This window comes from Burkholderia sp. Ac-20384 (assembly GCF_017104605.1).
Lineage (GTDB): Bacteria > Pseudomonadota > Gammaproteobacteria > Burkholderiales > Burkholderiaceae > Burkholderia > Burkholderia lata.
In genome coordinates this window covers 1-12,952 of record NZ_JAAGPE010000262.1, presented here as the reverse complement: position 1 = coordinate 12,952, position 12,952 = coordinate 1, and the positions used below count along the sequence as shown (strand labels likewise).

Sequence of the window (12,952 nt, the reverse complement as noted above, 5' to 3'; positions counted from 1 at the left end):
GACGTTCACGGCCGCGATCTCGGGCCGGATCGCACGCGGCCTCGCGAACCGCCTGACCGCGCTCGGCGACGACCCGCACGCGCCGGCCACGCCCGCGTACCCGATCGCATACGACGCCGGCAAGGCACTACATGCGGCCGCGAAAGCGAAGGGTGAATTCGGCTACGGTGCGCAGTGGGCCGGGCAGGCGGCGCCGCTCGTGCGGTCGCTGCCGGCGGCCGAGCTGTTCGCCACGCTCGAACGCGAAACACGGGCCGCGATCGAACGGATGCAGCACGTGCTGGATTGATCGCACGATTGGCGAGCAGCGGGCCGCAGCCACATGCCGGCGATCGGTAAACGCCCCCGATCGCCGCCGATTTGCAATGTTCTGTATCTGCACGAACCGCGGATACATCGCGATACAACGCACGTTCGGGCGTCCGCTATAAAGCAGGCATGACCTCTTCTGGAGTGCACCATGTCTGCAACCTGGTTCAACGGGTCCTGCCATTGCGGGGCCGTCAAATTCGAAGTCCGAACTGCCGTGACGCCGGCGGTTCGCTGCAACTGCAGCCTGTGCCGCCGGCGCGGCGCATTGATGAGCCCGATGTTCGCCGCCAGCGAACTGAAGATCGTCGAAGGCGAGGGCGCGCTGACGTGCTACCAATTCAACACGCGCACGGCCCGTCACTATTTTTGCAGCCATTGCGGCATCTATCCGTTCCATCAGACGCGCAAGGACCCGGCCTGCTGGCGCGTCAATCTCGGCTGCCTCGATGGCGTCGATCCGTATGCGCTCGATGCGACGGTCGCCGACGGCGCGAGCCTCTCGGTCGTGGAGGACGCATGAAACGCTGGCTGATGATCCTGCTGTTTGCCGCAGGCGGGCTCGCGACCGAAATCGCGCATCCGGTGCAATGCACGCTGCTGTCGGTCAGCCGCGTGCAGACCGGCAAGCGCCGCAGGGCGGGCTGACGGCGCACCGGTTCATCGAGAACGATTATCATGCTCCCGATAAGATCGCATGCGATATATAATGCGTCCATCTGCGGCCGTTCGCGCCGCTGGAGGACGTTCATGAAACCGACCGAAGCCCCATCCGCCGCCGCACCGAAGCTGTCCGAGTTCCTGTGCTTTGCGATCTACTCGACGAACCTCGCGTTCGGCAAGGCCTACAAGCCGATCCTCGAAGAGCTCGGCCTCACGTATACGCAATACATCACGATCATCGCGCTGTGGGAGCAGGACAACCAGACGGTCGGCCAGCTCGGCGAGAAGCTGTTCCTCGAATCCAATACGTTGACGCCGATCCTGAAGAAGCTCGAGGCGATGGGCTACCTGGAGCGGCACCGCGATCCGTCGGACGAACGCCAGGTGCTCGTCAGCCTGACGAAGAGCGGCCGCCGCGTGCGCGAGAAGGGGCTCGACATGAATCTGGTCGAAGCCACCGGGTTGAAGCCGGACGAATTCGCGAAGATGCAGAAGGCGATCGTCACGCTGCGTGGCAACCTGATCCAGTCGACCGACGAATAAATACCCGGACCACCGGCGGCCGGCACGTGCAGCGTACCGGCCGCGTCGTCATGCGAGCTCGTCGCCCAGCACCAGCAGGTGCATCTCGCGGCGGACGACGAAACCCAGTGCGAGATAGCGCTCGATCGCCACCTGGTTCGACGTAAGGACGTGCAGGAAAGGCGTATCCGAACGCGCATCGATCTCCGCAATCAACGACCGCATCAGACGTGCCGCCAGCCCTTGCCGCCTGAACGCGGCATCCACGCACACCGCGCTGATCTCCGTATACCCGTCGACCTGCATCCGCTCGCCGGCCATCGCGGCCAGCCTGCCTGCGCTGCGGATGCCGATGTAATGGCCGAGCTCGAACGTGCGCGGGCCGAACGGGCCGGGCTGCGCGGCCGTGGTCAGCGCGAGCATCTCCGGCACGTCGGCTTCGGCGAGCGTGACGTAGCCTGGCTCAGGCGCCGGGTCGAGCGCGCGTTGCCAGACCATCTGCAACAGGTTCGCGCGCCGGATCACCGACAATCCCGCCGGCGGCTCGATTTCGGCCGTCGTGACCAGTGCCGCCGGCCCGTGGGCGGCGATCAGTGCGCGCAACGCGTCGAACGATGCCGCGCTCGTGTCCTCGATCGCGGCGAACGGCGCGATGGCTGCCGGAAATCGCCATGCACGGTCGTTGCCGAGCGCAAAGCGGCGCTGCCTGCCCGCCAGCGCGTTCCACACCACACGGTCGAGCGGGTGCGCACTGCCTGGCGCGTTTCCGGTCGTTGCATCGGACATCGGCTGCTCCTCGATTGACGGTTTCGATCGCACAGCATAGACCGGGATCGGTCGGGCAGGGCGCGGCGCAGCACACTAACGCTGCCAGCGCGCCGGATCCACCCAGATCGGGAACGACAGGACCACCGCCAGCCCGTTTCCCTCGATACCGGCCGTCACCTCGACCGACCCGCCGTGCGACTCGGCGATCCGTGCAACAAGCGACAGGCCGATGCCGCTGCCCGGCTGTACCGTCCCCGGTACCCGGTAAAAGCGTTCGAAGATCCGCTCGCGCTCGCCGACCGGCACACCGGGCCCGTCGTCCGCGATCCGCAGCCTGACCCGCGCGCCGTCCGCATCGGCAGGGCTGTCGCACGTGATCTCGACCCGCCCGCCGTCACGGCCGTAACGCAGCGCGTTGTCGATCAGGTTGCGCACTGCGATCGCGATCTCGTCCAGGTCACCCCAGACGCGCACCGGTTCGACCGCGATCCGCATCGTCTGCCGGCGCGCATGGGCGGCCGCGTCGAAGTCGCTCGCGATCAGTGCAACGAGCCGCGACAGGTCGACCGGCCCATGCTGGTCGGCACGCGATCCGGCATCCAGCCGCGCCAGTTCGAGCAATTGCCCGGATAGCCGCGCGCTGCGCTCGACGCCCGTTGCCAGCCGACGCAATGCGTCGTTCTTGTCCGCCAGACTGTCCGCCTGCAATGCCACTTCCGCCTGGGCCGACAACGCCGCGAGCGGCGTGCGCAACTCGTGCGCCGCATCGCCGATGAAACGACGCTCGGTGTCGACGGCCTGACTCAACCGTGCGAGCAAGCGATTGAACGATTCGACGAGCGGGAGGAGTTCGCGCGGCAGCGTCACCAGCGGCAACGGCGAGAAATCGAACGCGGCCTTGCGCTGGATCGCCTGCTGGACGTCGCGCACCGGCCCGAACGACCAGCGGATCACCCACCAGATCACAACGCCCAGCATCCCGAGCATCACCGCCGTATTGAACAGGCCGAGTTGCAGCGCATTGTTCGCCTTCTCCTGCCAGGTCGTGGCCGGCCCGCCCGTCTGAACGTGAATCCGGCCCGCCGGATCCGACAGCGAGTACACGCGCCAGGTCTCGTCGTGCGCGACGCCGCGCCCGGTGCTCACCCCGTATCCGTCCTGCAGGTCGGCCTTGAGTGCCGGCCCCGGCGCATCCGCGCTGTGCATCACGTTGCGGCCATCGACCCAGACCTGGAACGCGACGTCGTATTTGCCATACGCGGTGTTCGACACCACCGCCTGGGCGTTCGCCGCGGGCAGGCGATCGATCGCATCGGGCAGCGACAAGAGCAGCAGCTGCGCGGCACTTTCGAGCATGCCGTCGCGCCAGCCGCGCTGTTCACGCCACAGGCCGATACCGAGAAACGCCCCCCAGCTCGCCCAGAACACGACGACCGCCGCCATCACGGTCGCGAGCAGGCGCACGCGTAGCGACTTCATGCCGGGCTCTCCCCGACGCGATAGCCGAAGCCATGCACCGTCACGATCAGTTCGTCGCCGAGCTTGCGCCGAAGTTGATGGATGTACACCGCGATCGTGTTGCTTTCGATTGCGCTGTCGTTGCCGTACACGCGCGCTTCGAGCTGCGTGCGCGTGACGACGCGGCCTTGCCGCTCCATCAACGCGAGCAGCGTGCGGTACTCGTGAATGCTGAGCGCAACGGGTTCGCCGGCACGCGTGACTTCCTTGCGAGCCGGATCGACGTGCACGTCGCGGTAGATCAGGCGTTCCGACACGCGGCCCTGGCTGCGGCGCGTCAGCGCGCGCAACCGTGCGTAGAGTTCGTCGAGCTGGAACGGCTTCACGAGATAGTCGTCGGCGCCTGCGTCGAGGCCGCGGATCCGGTCGCTCAGCTGATCGCGTGCGGTCACGATCAATACCGGCGTCGGGTCGTAGTTCGCACGCATCGCGGCGAGCAGCGTGAAACCGGACGCACCCGGCAGTTGCAGGTCGAGCAGCACCGCGTCGTAGTCGTGGCCGACGAGCGCGAGCCGCGCGGCCGGCACGTCGGCCGACCAGTCCGCGCGCCAGCCGTTCTGCCTGAGGCCCGCGCAAATGGCGTCGGCCAGCATGACATCGTCTTCTACCAGCAGGATATGCATCGGTTTCGCTCCTCGAATGTCGAGGTCGCCAATCTGACCGACCGCGATTAAAAACTTCTTAAAGCCCGGGGGTCACGATGCGGGCCATTCGCCGCATTGCCGGGGCAATGCATCTGGCGTTTTCTCGAGAGGCTCGCGATGACCGTGTCACGTCCTTCAATTCCGTTGCTGCAATGCAATGCGGCACGAAGCTCCACCTTCGCGCCGTCCTGGTGCAGGCGATTCTGGCACGGAAGGCCGCGCGCGTTTTGCACGTTGTGCGCCAGCCGCGCGGGAGCGGTGCAATGAACCAACTCACTACGCTCGTCCCGTTCGGCCTCGCGCTCAGCCTGGCCGGCGCCAACAGCATCGCCTGCCTCGTCGGCCTGTCGCTGATCGAGCGGCTGATCCCCGTGCTGCCGTCCCACGTGCTGCTCACGATGATCGGCGTCGCCAGCGCGCAAGGCGCATGGACACTGCCGGAAGCGATCGTCGTGACGGCGCTCGGCAGCTTCGCGGGCTGCCTGCTGCATTACGCGCTCGGCAACCTGTGGCCGGAAGACAGCGTGCTGGCCCTGCTGCGCCGCGTCGCGCCTCTGGGCAGGCTGCAGCCCGCGAGGATGGACGCGCTGATCGACGGCATCCGTGCGCGGCCCGCGCGGCTCGCGCTCTGGTCGCAACTGGTGCCGTTCGTCCGGCTCGTCGCACCGGCGCTCGCCGGCTTGCTGGAAACGAGTTTCGCGCGATTCGCATCGGGCGCCGCGGCCGGCATCGCGCTGTGGAACACGCTGTTCATCACGGCCGGCTATCTGGCCGCGCAGGCAGCCGCCTAACCCGACACGTCGTTGACCGATCGATCCCGACTGGAGCCCGTCGATGCGAATCCCTGACTGGATGCTGTTCCTGCGTACCTGGTTGCGCAATCCGCGCCGCGTCGGCGCGCTCGCGCCATCCGGCCCGGCGCTCGCCGCGCTGATCACCGCCGATATCCCGCGCGACGGCGCCACCGTGATCGAGCTCGGTGCAGGCACCGGCGTGTTCACGCGGGCACTGCTCGCGCGCGGCGTCGCGAGTGACCGGCTGGTGCTGGTGGAAGCCGATCCCGCATTCGCGAACACGCTGCGGCATCAGTTTCCCGCGCTGCGGATCATGCAGATGGATGCGGCGCACCTTGGCATGACGGGCGACTTCTTCGGCGGGGAGCGTGCGGATGCTGTCGTGAGCGGATTGCCGCTCGTCGCGATGCCGGTCGAACAGGCCGTCGCGATCGTTCACTGCGCGTTCGCGCGCCACCTGGCTGCCGATGGTGCGTTCTACCAGTTCACCTATGTGCCGCGCTGCCCGATTCCGGCGCGCTACCTGGAGGCCATGCGCATTCGCGCCGTCCGGGTGGGCGTCGCGTGGATGAACTTCCCGCCCGCGATCGTGTATCGCTTCGAACGCCGGATCGATGCGGCCGGCCATCAATGGCCTGGTGCGCGGCCGTTGCTCGATGCGGTTGCGGAGGCAACTATTCTGCGAGGACTCGATACCGCGCCGTCACGCAATTCAAACGGCGTGGGGCCATCGATGGAAGGAAGTCCGTCATCGTGAACGCGCTCGAGTATGGGGTGCTGTTCGGCCTGCAACGGCTGCGGTTCCTTCTTCGACAATCACGGGTCGCGAAAGCCGGCAGCAGCATTGGCGCTGCGCGGTAGGCACGTGTTGCATGTCGACTTGCAACATCACTCTCCTTCGACCGCCGACGAGGAGCGCGCCGTGCTCGCGCGCTCCCGTTTCTCACACGTCGTATCGAACTGCCCGGATTGGCGCGACGACTCCAACGCGCCATGCTCAATGACCGAAGTAGATCGACCGCTCGGCCGTGCGAACCGAGCTGCGGCTGCCGGACTGCGTTGCATTGCCGGCGTCGCTGCCGTAACCGGACACCTGCGACTCGACGGCCACCGCATCGGTGTCGTGAACCCGGCGCAGCGCAGCCTGGAGATTGTCCGGATAGTTCGGGTCGTTGGGCCGGTTCGGCAGGTAGCCGGCCTTCTGCAGCGCGGCCAGTTCCGCACGCACCTGCGAGCGCGTCACGGAGCCTTCTCCAGCAAACGCGGGCGTGGCAACGGCGGCCGACACGGCAACGAGAAGGGCAGCGATCAGTTGGGTCTTCATCATTCACCTCGACAAGAAAATGGGGATTCAGCGGTTGCGCACCGTGCGCCGGCCACCGGCGCCGATTGCGGTTTCGTTCAATGACCGAAGTAGATCGAGCGTTCGGCGATCCGCGTCGCGGGCCGGCTGCCCGACTGCGTCGCGGCGACGGCATCGCTGCCGTAACCGGATGTCACTGCATCGGCCACTGCGGTGTCGTTCGCGTGAATGCGCGTCAGCGCGGCCTGCAGGTCGTCCGGATAGTGCGGATCGTTCGCGCGGCCCGGCCGATAGCCGGCCTGTTCGAGCTGGGCGAGCTCGGCACGCACCTGCGCACGCGACACGACGGTTGCATCGGCGAACGCCGGTGCGGCAGCGGATGCGGAAACGGCCACGAGAAGGGCGGCGATCAATTGGGTTTTCATCATTTACCTCGACAGATGGGGGATAGAAGGGATTCAGGGTTCGCGTATCGACGATGCGCCGTGCTCAATGACCGAAGTACACCGAGCGGTCGGCCACGCTGACCGCATGCCGGCGGCCCGATTGCGTCGTCGCCTCGCCGTTGCTGCCGTAGCCGGACGCCTGCTCGTCGCTGGCGACCGCATCAGTTACATGGATCTGCGTGAGTGCCGCCTGGAGATCATTCGGATAGGTGGCGTCGGTCGCGCGATTCAGCGGGTAGCCGGCCTGTTGCAACTGCGCGAGTTCGGCGCGCACCTGCGCACGCGTCACGGTGGATTCGCTCGCGAAGGCCGGTGCGGCGACAGTGGCCGAAACAGCGACGAGAAGGGCAGCGATCAATTGGGTTTTCATCATTCACCTCGAGAAGAAAGAATGGAAATCGGGCATTCGGCAAGGCGGCGCTCGGCCGCCTGATGCATCGTTCAAGCGATACGGATGTCGACGTCGATGTTGCCGCGCGTCGCCTTCGAATACGGGCAGGTCTGGTGTGCGGCATCGACGATGCGCTGCGCGACGTCGCGATCGAGCCCCGGCACGCTCACGTTCAGCCGGGCCTGCAGGAAGTACGCGTTGCCGGCGGTACCGAGATCCACTTCGGCGTCGACCGCGAGATCGGCCGGCAGCGTTACCTTCGCCGCACGCGCCGCAAGCTGCATTGCGCCGATGAAGCAGGCCGACCAGCCTGCCGCGAACAGTTGTTCCGGGTTGGTGCCAGTGCCGGCACTGCCCGGCGACGACAACTGGATGTCGAGGCGGCCGTCGGAACTGCGCGCCGCGCCGTCGCGGCCGCCGGAAGTCGTATGCGTCTTGCCCGTGTACAGCACTTTTTCGATCTTGCTCATCATTTGCTCCGTCAGTTGGCTGGTTTGTTTCAGATGCGATTCGATCGCATGCGATGGAGTTTCGTCGAGGCGACTGTTTGAGTCAAGCGCATTCGATTAAATCGCATGCGATATTTTGTATTCCAATGTATCTGGAACGTGTACGGCCTTTCTGGGCAAGGCTTTCCGGTGATCGATCCCCGATAATCGGCGAGCAACGAATCCGGGTGGGGCAGGTGAAAACACCCGCGGGAGGGCTGGCCGCCCCGCAGGGCGGCCGATCGGTCAGGCCGGGTCGATCTCGGCGATCACGACGAGGATCACGGCCGCATCGGCCGGCAACTGGCGCTGCGAGAATGCCGAGCGCGCGTGTCCGGCCTTGTCGCCCAGCACGGCCGCGAACAGTTCCGACGCGCCGTCGATCACGGCCGGCTGCCCGAAAAAGCCGTCGGCCGAACTCACGTGCCCCTCGACGCGCACGATCTTGCGCAGGCGCTCGAACCCGCCCAGGTGCCGGCGGATCTGCGCGAGCACGTTCAGCGCCGCGAGCCGGGCGGCATGCTTGCCTTCGTCGACGCTCAACTGCTCGCCGACGCGGCCGGTATAGGCAACCTTGCCGTCGACGAGCGGCAGTTGTCCCGAGACGAACAGCAGGTTGCCGGCTTCGCTGACGGCCGTATAGCTGCCGAGCGGGTTCGGCGGTTCGGGTAACGCGAGGCCGAGGTCGGCCAGTTTCTGTTCTACGTGTTCGACGGTCATGTCGTGCTCCTTGCAGGAAAAGGAATCGGGCGAACGGTGCTGCCTGTGAGTCACTCTAGTCATGCGGCCGAAGCCGGTAAATGTCAGCCGAGCAATTGATTCACGACGCGGTGTAACGAATCACGCCGTGCACGCGCGCTGGTTTCCCGTGCGAGATTCATGCACACTCGGCGTCATTGCGCACCACGCGCCGGAGACGGCAGGAATCGCCCCATGCAACGACAATTCGACGATCTGCTGCTCGGCAGCATCGAGCTGTTCTGCCTCGCCGCCGAACTCGGCAGCTTCACGCTGGCGGCCAACGCGGCGAGCGTCACGCCGGCTGCGGTCAGCCGGTCGGTCGCGCGGCTCGAGGAGCGTCTCGGCGTGCGGCTGTTCGTGCGCACGACACGCCAGATCCGCCTGACCGATTCCGGCCGCCGCTATTTCGAGCAATGCCGTGACGCGCTGTCGCAACTCGTCGACGCCGAACGCGAGGCGACCGGCCAGCAGGCCACGCCCGCCGGCTTGCTGCGGATCAGCATGCCGACGCCGTACGGGCACTATCGCGTGCTGCCGCTGCTGCCGGCGTTTCGCGAGCGGTATCCGGACGTACACGTAGAAACCCACCTGAGCAATCGCAACATCGACTTCGCCGAGGAAGGCTACGATCTCGCGATCCGCGGCCGCGCGCCGGCCGATTCGAACCTGGTCGCGCGCACGCTGGAGGATGCCGAACTCGTGATCGTCGCGACGCCCGGCTACCTGAAGCGTGCAGGCACGCCGACCGTCATCGACGATCTGCATGCGCACGAATGCATCCAGTTCGAGCTGCCGAGCAGCGGGCGGCAGATTCCGTGGCTGTTCAGCGATGGCTCGGAGGAAATCGACGTCGCGACGACCGGCAGCTACGGTACGTCGGGCGACTACCTTGCCGGCGTGACGCTCGCGCGCAGCGGTGCGGGCCTGTTCCAGGCCTACCGTTTCATCGTCGAGCAGGATCTGCGGGCCGGCACGCTCGTGGAAGTGCTGCCCGGCCTCGGCGGCCGGTCGCGGCCGTTCATGCTGCTGTATCCGCATGCGCGCTTTCTGTCGTCGCGCGTGCGCGTGTTCGTCGACTTCCTCATCGAGCATCTGGCACGCGCGCCAGCCAGGCCCGCGGCCGGCACACGCACCAAACGGGCCGGTGCATCGCGCTAGGCGCGCCGGCGCGCGGTTTCGACGCCGCGACTCAATGCCCGGCGCTCTGGCCGCCGTCGACATGCAGGATCTCGCCCGTGACGAACGGCGCCGAATCCAGGTACAGGATCGCGTCGACGATGTCGCTCATCTCGCCCATGTGGCCGACCGGATGCAGCGATGCGAGCGTTGCGTGCGTTTCGGGCGCATGCATCGGCGACTTGATGATCCCGGGCGACACGGCATTCACGCGAACGCCGGCCTTCGCATACTCGATCGCGAGCGACTTCGTCGCCGCATTCAATCCGCCTTTCGTCAACGACGCGAGCACCGACGGCACGTTGCTGTTCGCGTGATCGATCAGGCTCGTCGTGATGCTGACCACGTGGCCGCTACCGTGCTTCTGCATCGCGGCGATCGCATGCTGCGTGACGTGGAAGAAACCGTTCAGGTTGACGCTCGTGATCTGCGCATAGTCGTCCGCGGTGTACTGCGTGAACGGCTTCGCGATGAACACACCCGCGTTGTTGACGAGCGTGTCGACGCGGCCGAAGCGTTCGATGGCAGCGTCAACCACGCGCCGTGCGACGGCCGCGTCGCCGATGTCGCCCGCGACGGTGACGAGATCGGGATCGTTCGACGGCCCGATCGAACGTGACGTGGCGACGACGCGATGGCCGCGGGCCCGGAATGCGTCGACGGTTGCCGCGCCGATGCCTTGCGATGCGCCGGTGACGATGATGACTTTGGATGCGCTCATGATTTGCCTCGATAGGTGAAGGGTTCTCGGCTTCAGTGCCGACCGGATCCGTGAATCCGATGAGCAAACTGTAGGCGCGCCGGTCACGATCTCGAACACCCACCGTGGAGCAACAGTCTTGCGTCGCGGGAACAAATGCGGGGAGGGGGGGCGGTGGTCAGGGTGAACCGTCGGGGCGTGGCGGCCTGGAGCAGACGGTCAACGGCCAGGGATCGCGGCGGCGACATGGTCCGGCTGCACGAGGCCTCTTCACTGGCATGTCAGCCGAAATGCCAGCGATATTCGCCGCTGAACTGCGATGCGCCGCCGTTGCGGCTGCCGATCGACCAATCGGCGCTCGACGTCGCCCTCAAGCGCCTCGCTACGCTGCGCGAATGTTCAAGCGTGGCGCGATCTCGCCGAAAACGACCGATTTTCGTGCGGCTTGATGAGCCGAATTGTCTGTTGCGGAACACGTAGTTGGATCAAGCAACGATTCTATCTGGATAACTTTTCTTATCACAACAGCACGATTAAAAATCCAAACTCACCGTTTCGAAAACGCGTCTGATATCCGGCTTCCGGGCAGCCTTCATGTTTTTCGCCATCGATTCGACGGCAGGGAAGGGAACACGCGCCGTGCGCGCCTTCAATCCGGCGCATTGATCCGCGCCAGCAGCACCGTCAACACGTCGGTCGTCGCGCGCGCGCACCGCGCTACGGCTGCTTGCGCTTCGCGAAGTAATGCGCGGGCGAGTCGCCGAATGCGCGGCGGAACATCGCGATGAAGTTGCTTGGCGTCGCATAGCCCAGCGCGTCCGCGATGTTCGCGACGCTGTCGCCGCTCGCGAGCCGTTCGAGCGCATGCGTCAGGCGCGCCTGCTGGCGCCATTGCGCGAAGCTCGTGCCGGTTTCCGCGACGAACAGCCGGCTCAGCGTGCGGGCGGACAACCCGGCCCATTCGGCCCACGCTTCGAGCGTGCGGCTGTCGTGCGGCTGCCCGAGGATTGCGTTGGCGATGCGCAGCAGGCGCCGGTCGCGCGGCATCGGCAGGTGCAGCGGCTCGTGCGGCGCGCGGCTCATCTCGTCGAGCAGCACGACGCTGATGCGCGCCTGCTCGATGTCGAGCCGGTCCTGGTCGGCCCACGACACCGCGCGCCGCACGAGCGCGCGCATCAACTCAGTGATCGCGATCACGCAGGGCTGATCCGGCATTCGCCGGCTCGCGGCCGGTGCAATCACGACGCTCCAGCCGCTCAACGCACCGCTGATGCTGACCTTGTGCTGCTCGCCCGGCGGAATCCAGCCCGCGCGATGCGGCGGCAGCAGCCATGAACCATGCGGCGTGCGCACGTGCGCGAAACCGCTTTCCACGCAGAACACCTGCCCGCGCAGATGGCTGTGCCAGTCGACCTCGCGGGTACCGAGCCGGTAAGTGTTGCTGCCGTCGTCCTCGCCCCAGACGGCGATCAGCGACGGGCCGTCCTCACGCTCGCTCGGATCGGAGTCGGCGCGCTTCGCGGTGCGCGGTGGAGAAACGTCTCGGATGGGCATGGCCGGAATTCATTATTTTTTGACTAAACAACATTATCAGCTTTGTCCGGGGGCATCCAACAATGTGTGTCGTGTTCAAACCGATACGAAGCAGAGGAATGCGATGCATGCTGCACTTGCTCCCTGGACATGCGATGCCGGCGCGCTGCGCGTCATGTCGCGAATCGCCGTTGCCGCGGCGCTCGTCATGCTCGGCGCGTGCGCGAGCCGCGACGGGCTCACGCCGGCCGGCACATTGCGCGGCGCCGATACGCTTGCCGCATCGCGCAGCCTCGCGCAGGTGCCGGCCACCGACTGGCCGGCTGCCGCCTGGTGGCGCGCGCTGAACGATACGCAACTGAGTGCGCTGATCGACGAGGCGCTCGCCGGCAACCCCGATCTCGCGACCGCCGATGCGCGTGCACGCGAAGCGCAGGCGCTGGTGATCGAGGCGCAGGCTGCGCGGCTGCCGCACCTCGTCGGCCGCGGGAGCGCGAAGGCCGAGCGGCTGTCCGGCACCCAGTTTTCGTCAGGCGAGGGCGGCGGCTTCTTCAGCCACACGCGCGAGATCAATCTCGGCCTGAGCTGGGATCTCGATCTGTGGGGCGGCCGCCGCGCCGCATGGGAAGCCGCGCTCGGCGAAGCGCGCGCCGCGCAAGTCGACGCGCAGGCCGCCCGCGTGCTGCTGTCGGTCAACGTTGCGCGCGCCTACGTGAATCTCGCATACGCATTCGATCAGCAGGACGTCGCGCGGGCCGAATACGAGCGCGCCGACGAAGCGCTCACGCTCACGCGCCAGCGCGTCACGAAAGGCATCGACAACGTCGCGCAGCAGCGTCAGGCGGAAAGCGAAGTCGCGGCCGCGACGCGCGAGCAGGCCCGCACCGCGCAGTCGATCGACAGCGCGCGCATCGCGCTCGCGATCCTGCTCGGCACCGGCCCCGATCGCGGCCTCG

Annotated in this window: 17 protein-coding genes and 1 pseudogene; 8 read left to right on the top strand and 10 right to left on the bottom strand. The window is 66.6% G+C overall.

Annotation, left to right across the window (positions count from 1 at the left end; genetic code table 11):
- The 4 genes and pseudogenes from G3O00_RS32705 to G3O00_RS32695 all read left to right on the top strand — a co-directional run.
- Positions 1-289 (top strand): annotated as a pseudogene (locus G3O00_RS32705) (nitronate monooxygenase); the annotation flags it as partial.
- Positions 290-460: 171 nt separating this feature from the next.
- Positions 461-832, top strand: a complete 372-nt coding sequence (locus G3O00_RS32700) for a GFA family protein (RefSeq protein ID WP_206145470.1) — start codon at positions 461-463, stop codon at positions 830-832.
- Positions 829-957 carry a hypothetical protein gene (locus tag G3O00_RS43985; RefSeq protein WP_277399345.1) on the top strand — a complete coding sequence of 43 codons (129 nt, stop codon included), beginning with the start codon at positions 829-831 and terminating at the stop codon, positions 955-957. The genes G3O00_RS32700 and G3O00_RS43985 overlap by 4 nt, the downstream gene beginning before the upstream one ends.
- Before the next feature lie 102 nt (positions 958-1,059).
- Positions 1,060-1,515 (top strand): MarR family transcriptional regulator, encoded by a 456-nt coding sequence (locus G3O00_RS32695; protein WP_011352026.1) that lies wholly within the window; start codon positions 1,060-1,062, stop codon positions 1,513-1,515.
- A gap of 48 nt (positions 1,516-1,563) precedes the next feature.
- Here G3O00_RS32695 and G3O00_RS32690 read toward each other — a convergent pair whose 3' ends face one another.
- From G3O00_RS32690 to G3O00_RS32680, 3 genes are all read right to left on the bottom strand, one after another.
- Complete coding sequence (locus tag G3O00_RS32690; RefSeq protein WP_206145469.1) at positions 1,564-2,280, bottom strand: GNAT family N-acetyltransferase; 717 nt, start codon at positions 2,278-2,280, stop codon at positions 1,564-1,566.
- Positions 2,281-2,355: 75 nt separating this feature from the next.
- On the bottom strand, positions 2,356-3,741 hold the full coding sequence (locus G3O00_RS32685; RefSeq protein WP_206145468.1) for an ATP-binding protein: 1,386 nt from the start codon (positions 3,739-3,741) through the stop codon (positions 2,356-2,358).
- Positions 3,738-4,403, bottom strand: coding sequence for a response regulator transcription factor (locus tag G3O00_RS32680; protein WP_206145467.1), 666 nt, complete (start codon positions 4,401-4,403; stop codon positions 3,738-3,740). The genes G3O00_RS32685 and G3O00_RS32680 overlap by 4 nt, the downstream gene beginning before the upstream one ends.
- Before the next feature lie 284 nt (positions 4,404-4,687).
- On the opposite strand from G3O00_RS32680, the gene G3O00_RS32675 reads away from it, so the two are divergent.
- Positions 4,688-5,215: a VTT domain-containing protein gene (locus G3O00_RS32675; RefSeq protein ID WP_206145466.1), complete on the top strand. Its 528-nt coding sequence runs from the start codon at positions 4,688-4,690 to the stop codon at positions 5,213-5,215.
- A gap of 43 nt (positions 5,216-5,258) precedes the next feature.
- Positions 5,259-5,975, top strand: coding sequence for a methyltransferase domain-containing protein (locus tag G3O00_RS32670; RefSeq protein ID WP_206145465.1), 717 nt, complete (start codon positions 5,259-5,261; stop codon positions 5,973-5,975).
- Between the two features lie 240 nt (positions 5,976-6,215).
- Here G3O00_RS32670 and G3O00_RS32665 read toward each other — a convergent pair whose 3' ends face one another.
- The 5 genes from G3O00_RS32665 to G3O00_RS32645 form a co-directional block, all read right to left on the bottom strand.
- Entirely contained in the window at positions 6,216-6,545 is a 330-nt protein-coding gene (locus G3O00_RS32665) for a DUF4148 domain-containing protein (RefSeq protein ID WP_206145464.1), read from the bottom strand.
- Between the two features lie 74 nt (positions 6,546-6,619).
- Complete coding sequence (locus G3O00_RS32660) at positions 6,620-6,949, bottom strand: DUF4148 domain-containing protein (RefSeq protein ID WP_206145463.1); 330 nt, start codon at positions 6,947-6,949, stop codon at positions 6,620-6,622.
- 61 nt (positions 6,950-7,010) lie between these two features.
- A complete protein-coding gene (locus tag G3O00_RS32655; RefSeq protein WP_174931412.1) occupies positions 7,011-7,337 on the bottom strand; it encodes a DUF4148 domain-containing protein in 327 nt (108 codons plus the stop codon).
- A 71-nt stretch (positions 7,338-7,408) separates the two neighbouring features.
- Positions 7,409-7,828 (bottom strand): organic hydroperoxide resistance protein, encoded by a 420-nt coding sequence (locus G3O00_RS32650; RefSeq protein WP_011352035.1) that lies wholly within the window; start codon positions 7,826-7,828, stop codon positions 7,409-7,411.
- Between the two features lie 264 nt (positions 7,829-8,092).
- Positions 8,093-8,566: a RidA family protein gene (locus G3O00_RS32645; RefSeq protein WP_206145462.1), complete on the bottom strand. Its 474-nt coding sequence runs from the start codon at positions 8,564-8,566 to the stop codon at positions 8,093-8,095.
- Between the two features lie 213 nt (positions 8,567-8,779).
- Between G3O00_RS32645 and G3O00_RS32640 the strand changes: the two genes are divergently transcribed.
- Positions 8,780-9,745 carry a LysR family transcriptional regulator gene (locus tag G3O00_RS32640; protein WP_206145461.1) on the top strand — a complete coding sequence of 322 codons (966 nt, stop codon included), beginning with the start codon at positions 8,780-8,782 and terminating at the stop codon, positions 9,743-9,745.
- Between the two features lie 31 nt (positions 9,746-9,776).
- Here the strand turns inward: G3O00_RS32640 and G3O00_RS32635 are convergent, their stop codons facing one another.
- A complete protein-coding gene (locus G3O00_RS32635; protein WP_206145460.1) occupies positions 9,777-10,484 on the bottom strand; it encodes an SDR family NAD(P)-dependent oxidoreductase in 708 nt (235 codons plus the stop codon).
- Positions 10,485-11,180: 696 nt separating this feature from the next.
- Positions 11,181-12,017, bottom strand: coding sequence for a helix-turn-helix transcriptional regulator (locus tag G3O00_RS32630; protein WP_206145459.1), 837 nt, complete (start codon positions 12,015-12,017; stop codon positions 11,181-11,183).
- 154 nt (positions 12,018-12,171) lie between these two features.
- Here G3O00_RS32630 and G3O00_RS32625 point away from each other — a divergent pair.
- On the top strand, positions 12,172-12,952 hold a 781-nt coding region (locus G3O00_RS32625), incomplete at its 3' end, for a TolC family protein (protein ID WP_241025439.1).

Excerpts from the sequence above, each read along its gene's own strand:
- G3O00_RS32700 (WP_206145470.1), top strand. The coding sequence starts at position 461 with ATGTCTGCAACCTGGTTCAACGGGTCCTGCCATTGCGGGGCCGTCAAA.
- G3O00_RS43985 (WP_277399345.1), top strand. The coding sequence starts at position 829 with ATGAAACGCTGGCTGATGATCCTGCTGTTTGCCGCAGGCGGGCTCGCG.
- G3O00_RS32695 (WP_011352026.1), top strand. The coding sequence starts at position 1,060 with ATGAAACCGACCGAAGCCCCATCCGCCGCCGCACCGAAGCTGTCCGAG.
- G3O00_RS32690 (WP_206145469.1), bottom strand. The coding sequence starts at position 2,280 with ATGTCCGATGCAACGACCGGAAACGCGCCAGGCAGTGCGCACCCGCTC.
- G3O00_RS32685 (WP_206145468.1), bottom strand. The coding sequence starts at position 3,741 with ATGAAGTCGCTACGCGTGCGCCTGCTCGCGACCGTGATGGCGGCGGTC.
- G3O00_RS32680 (WP_206145467.1), bottom strand. The coding sequence starts at position 4,403 with ATGCATATCCTGCTGGTAGAAGACGATGTCATGCTGGCCGACGCCATT.
- G3O00_RS32675 (WP_206145466.1), top strand. The coding sequence starts at position 4,688 with ATGAACCAACTCACTACGCTCGTCCCGTTCGGCCTCGCGCTCAGCCTG.
- G3O00_RS32670 (WP_206145465.1), top strand. The coding sequence starts at position 5,259 with ATGCGAATCCCTGACTGGATGCTGTTCCTGCGTACCTGGTTGCGCAAT.
- G3O00_RS32665 (WP_206145464.1), bottom strand. The coding sequence starts at position 6,545 with ATGATGAAGACCCAACTGATCGCTGCCCTTCTCGTTGCCGTGTCGGCC.
- G3O00_RS32660 (WP_206145463.1), bottom strand. The coding sequence starts at position 6,949 with ATGATGAAAACCCAATTGATCGCCGCCCTTCTCGTGGCCGTTTCCGCA.
- G3O00_RS32655 (WP_174931412.1), bottom strand. The coding sequence starts at position 7,337 with ATGAAAACCCAATTGATCGCTGCCCTTCTCGTCGCTGTTTCGGCCACT.
- G3O00_RS32650 (WP_011352035.1), bottom strand. The coding sequence starts at position 7,828 with ATGAGCAAGATCGAAAAAGTGCTGTACACGGGCAAGACGCATACGACT.
- G3O00_RS32645 (WP_206145462.1), bottom strand. The coding sequence starts at position 8,566 with ATGACCGTCGAACACGTAGAACAGAAACTGGCCGACCTCGGCCTCGCG.
- G3O00_RS32640 (WP_206145461.1), top strand. The coding sequence starts at position 8,780 with ATGCAACGACAATTCGACGATCTGCTGCTCGGCAGCATCGAGCTGTTC.
- G3O00_RS32635 (WP_206145460.1), bottom strand. The coding sequence starts at position 10,484 with ATGAGCGCATCCAAAGTCATCATCGTCACCGGCGCATCGCAAGGCATC.
- G3O00_RS32630 (WP_206145459.1), bottom strand. The coding sequence starts at position 12,017 with ATGCCCATCCGAGACGTTTCTCCACCGCGCACCGCGAAGCGCGCCGAC.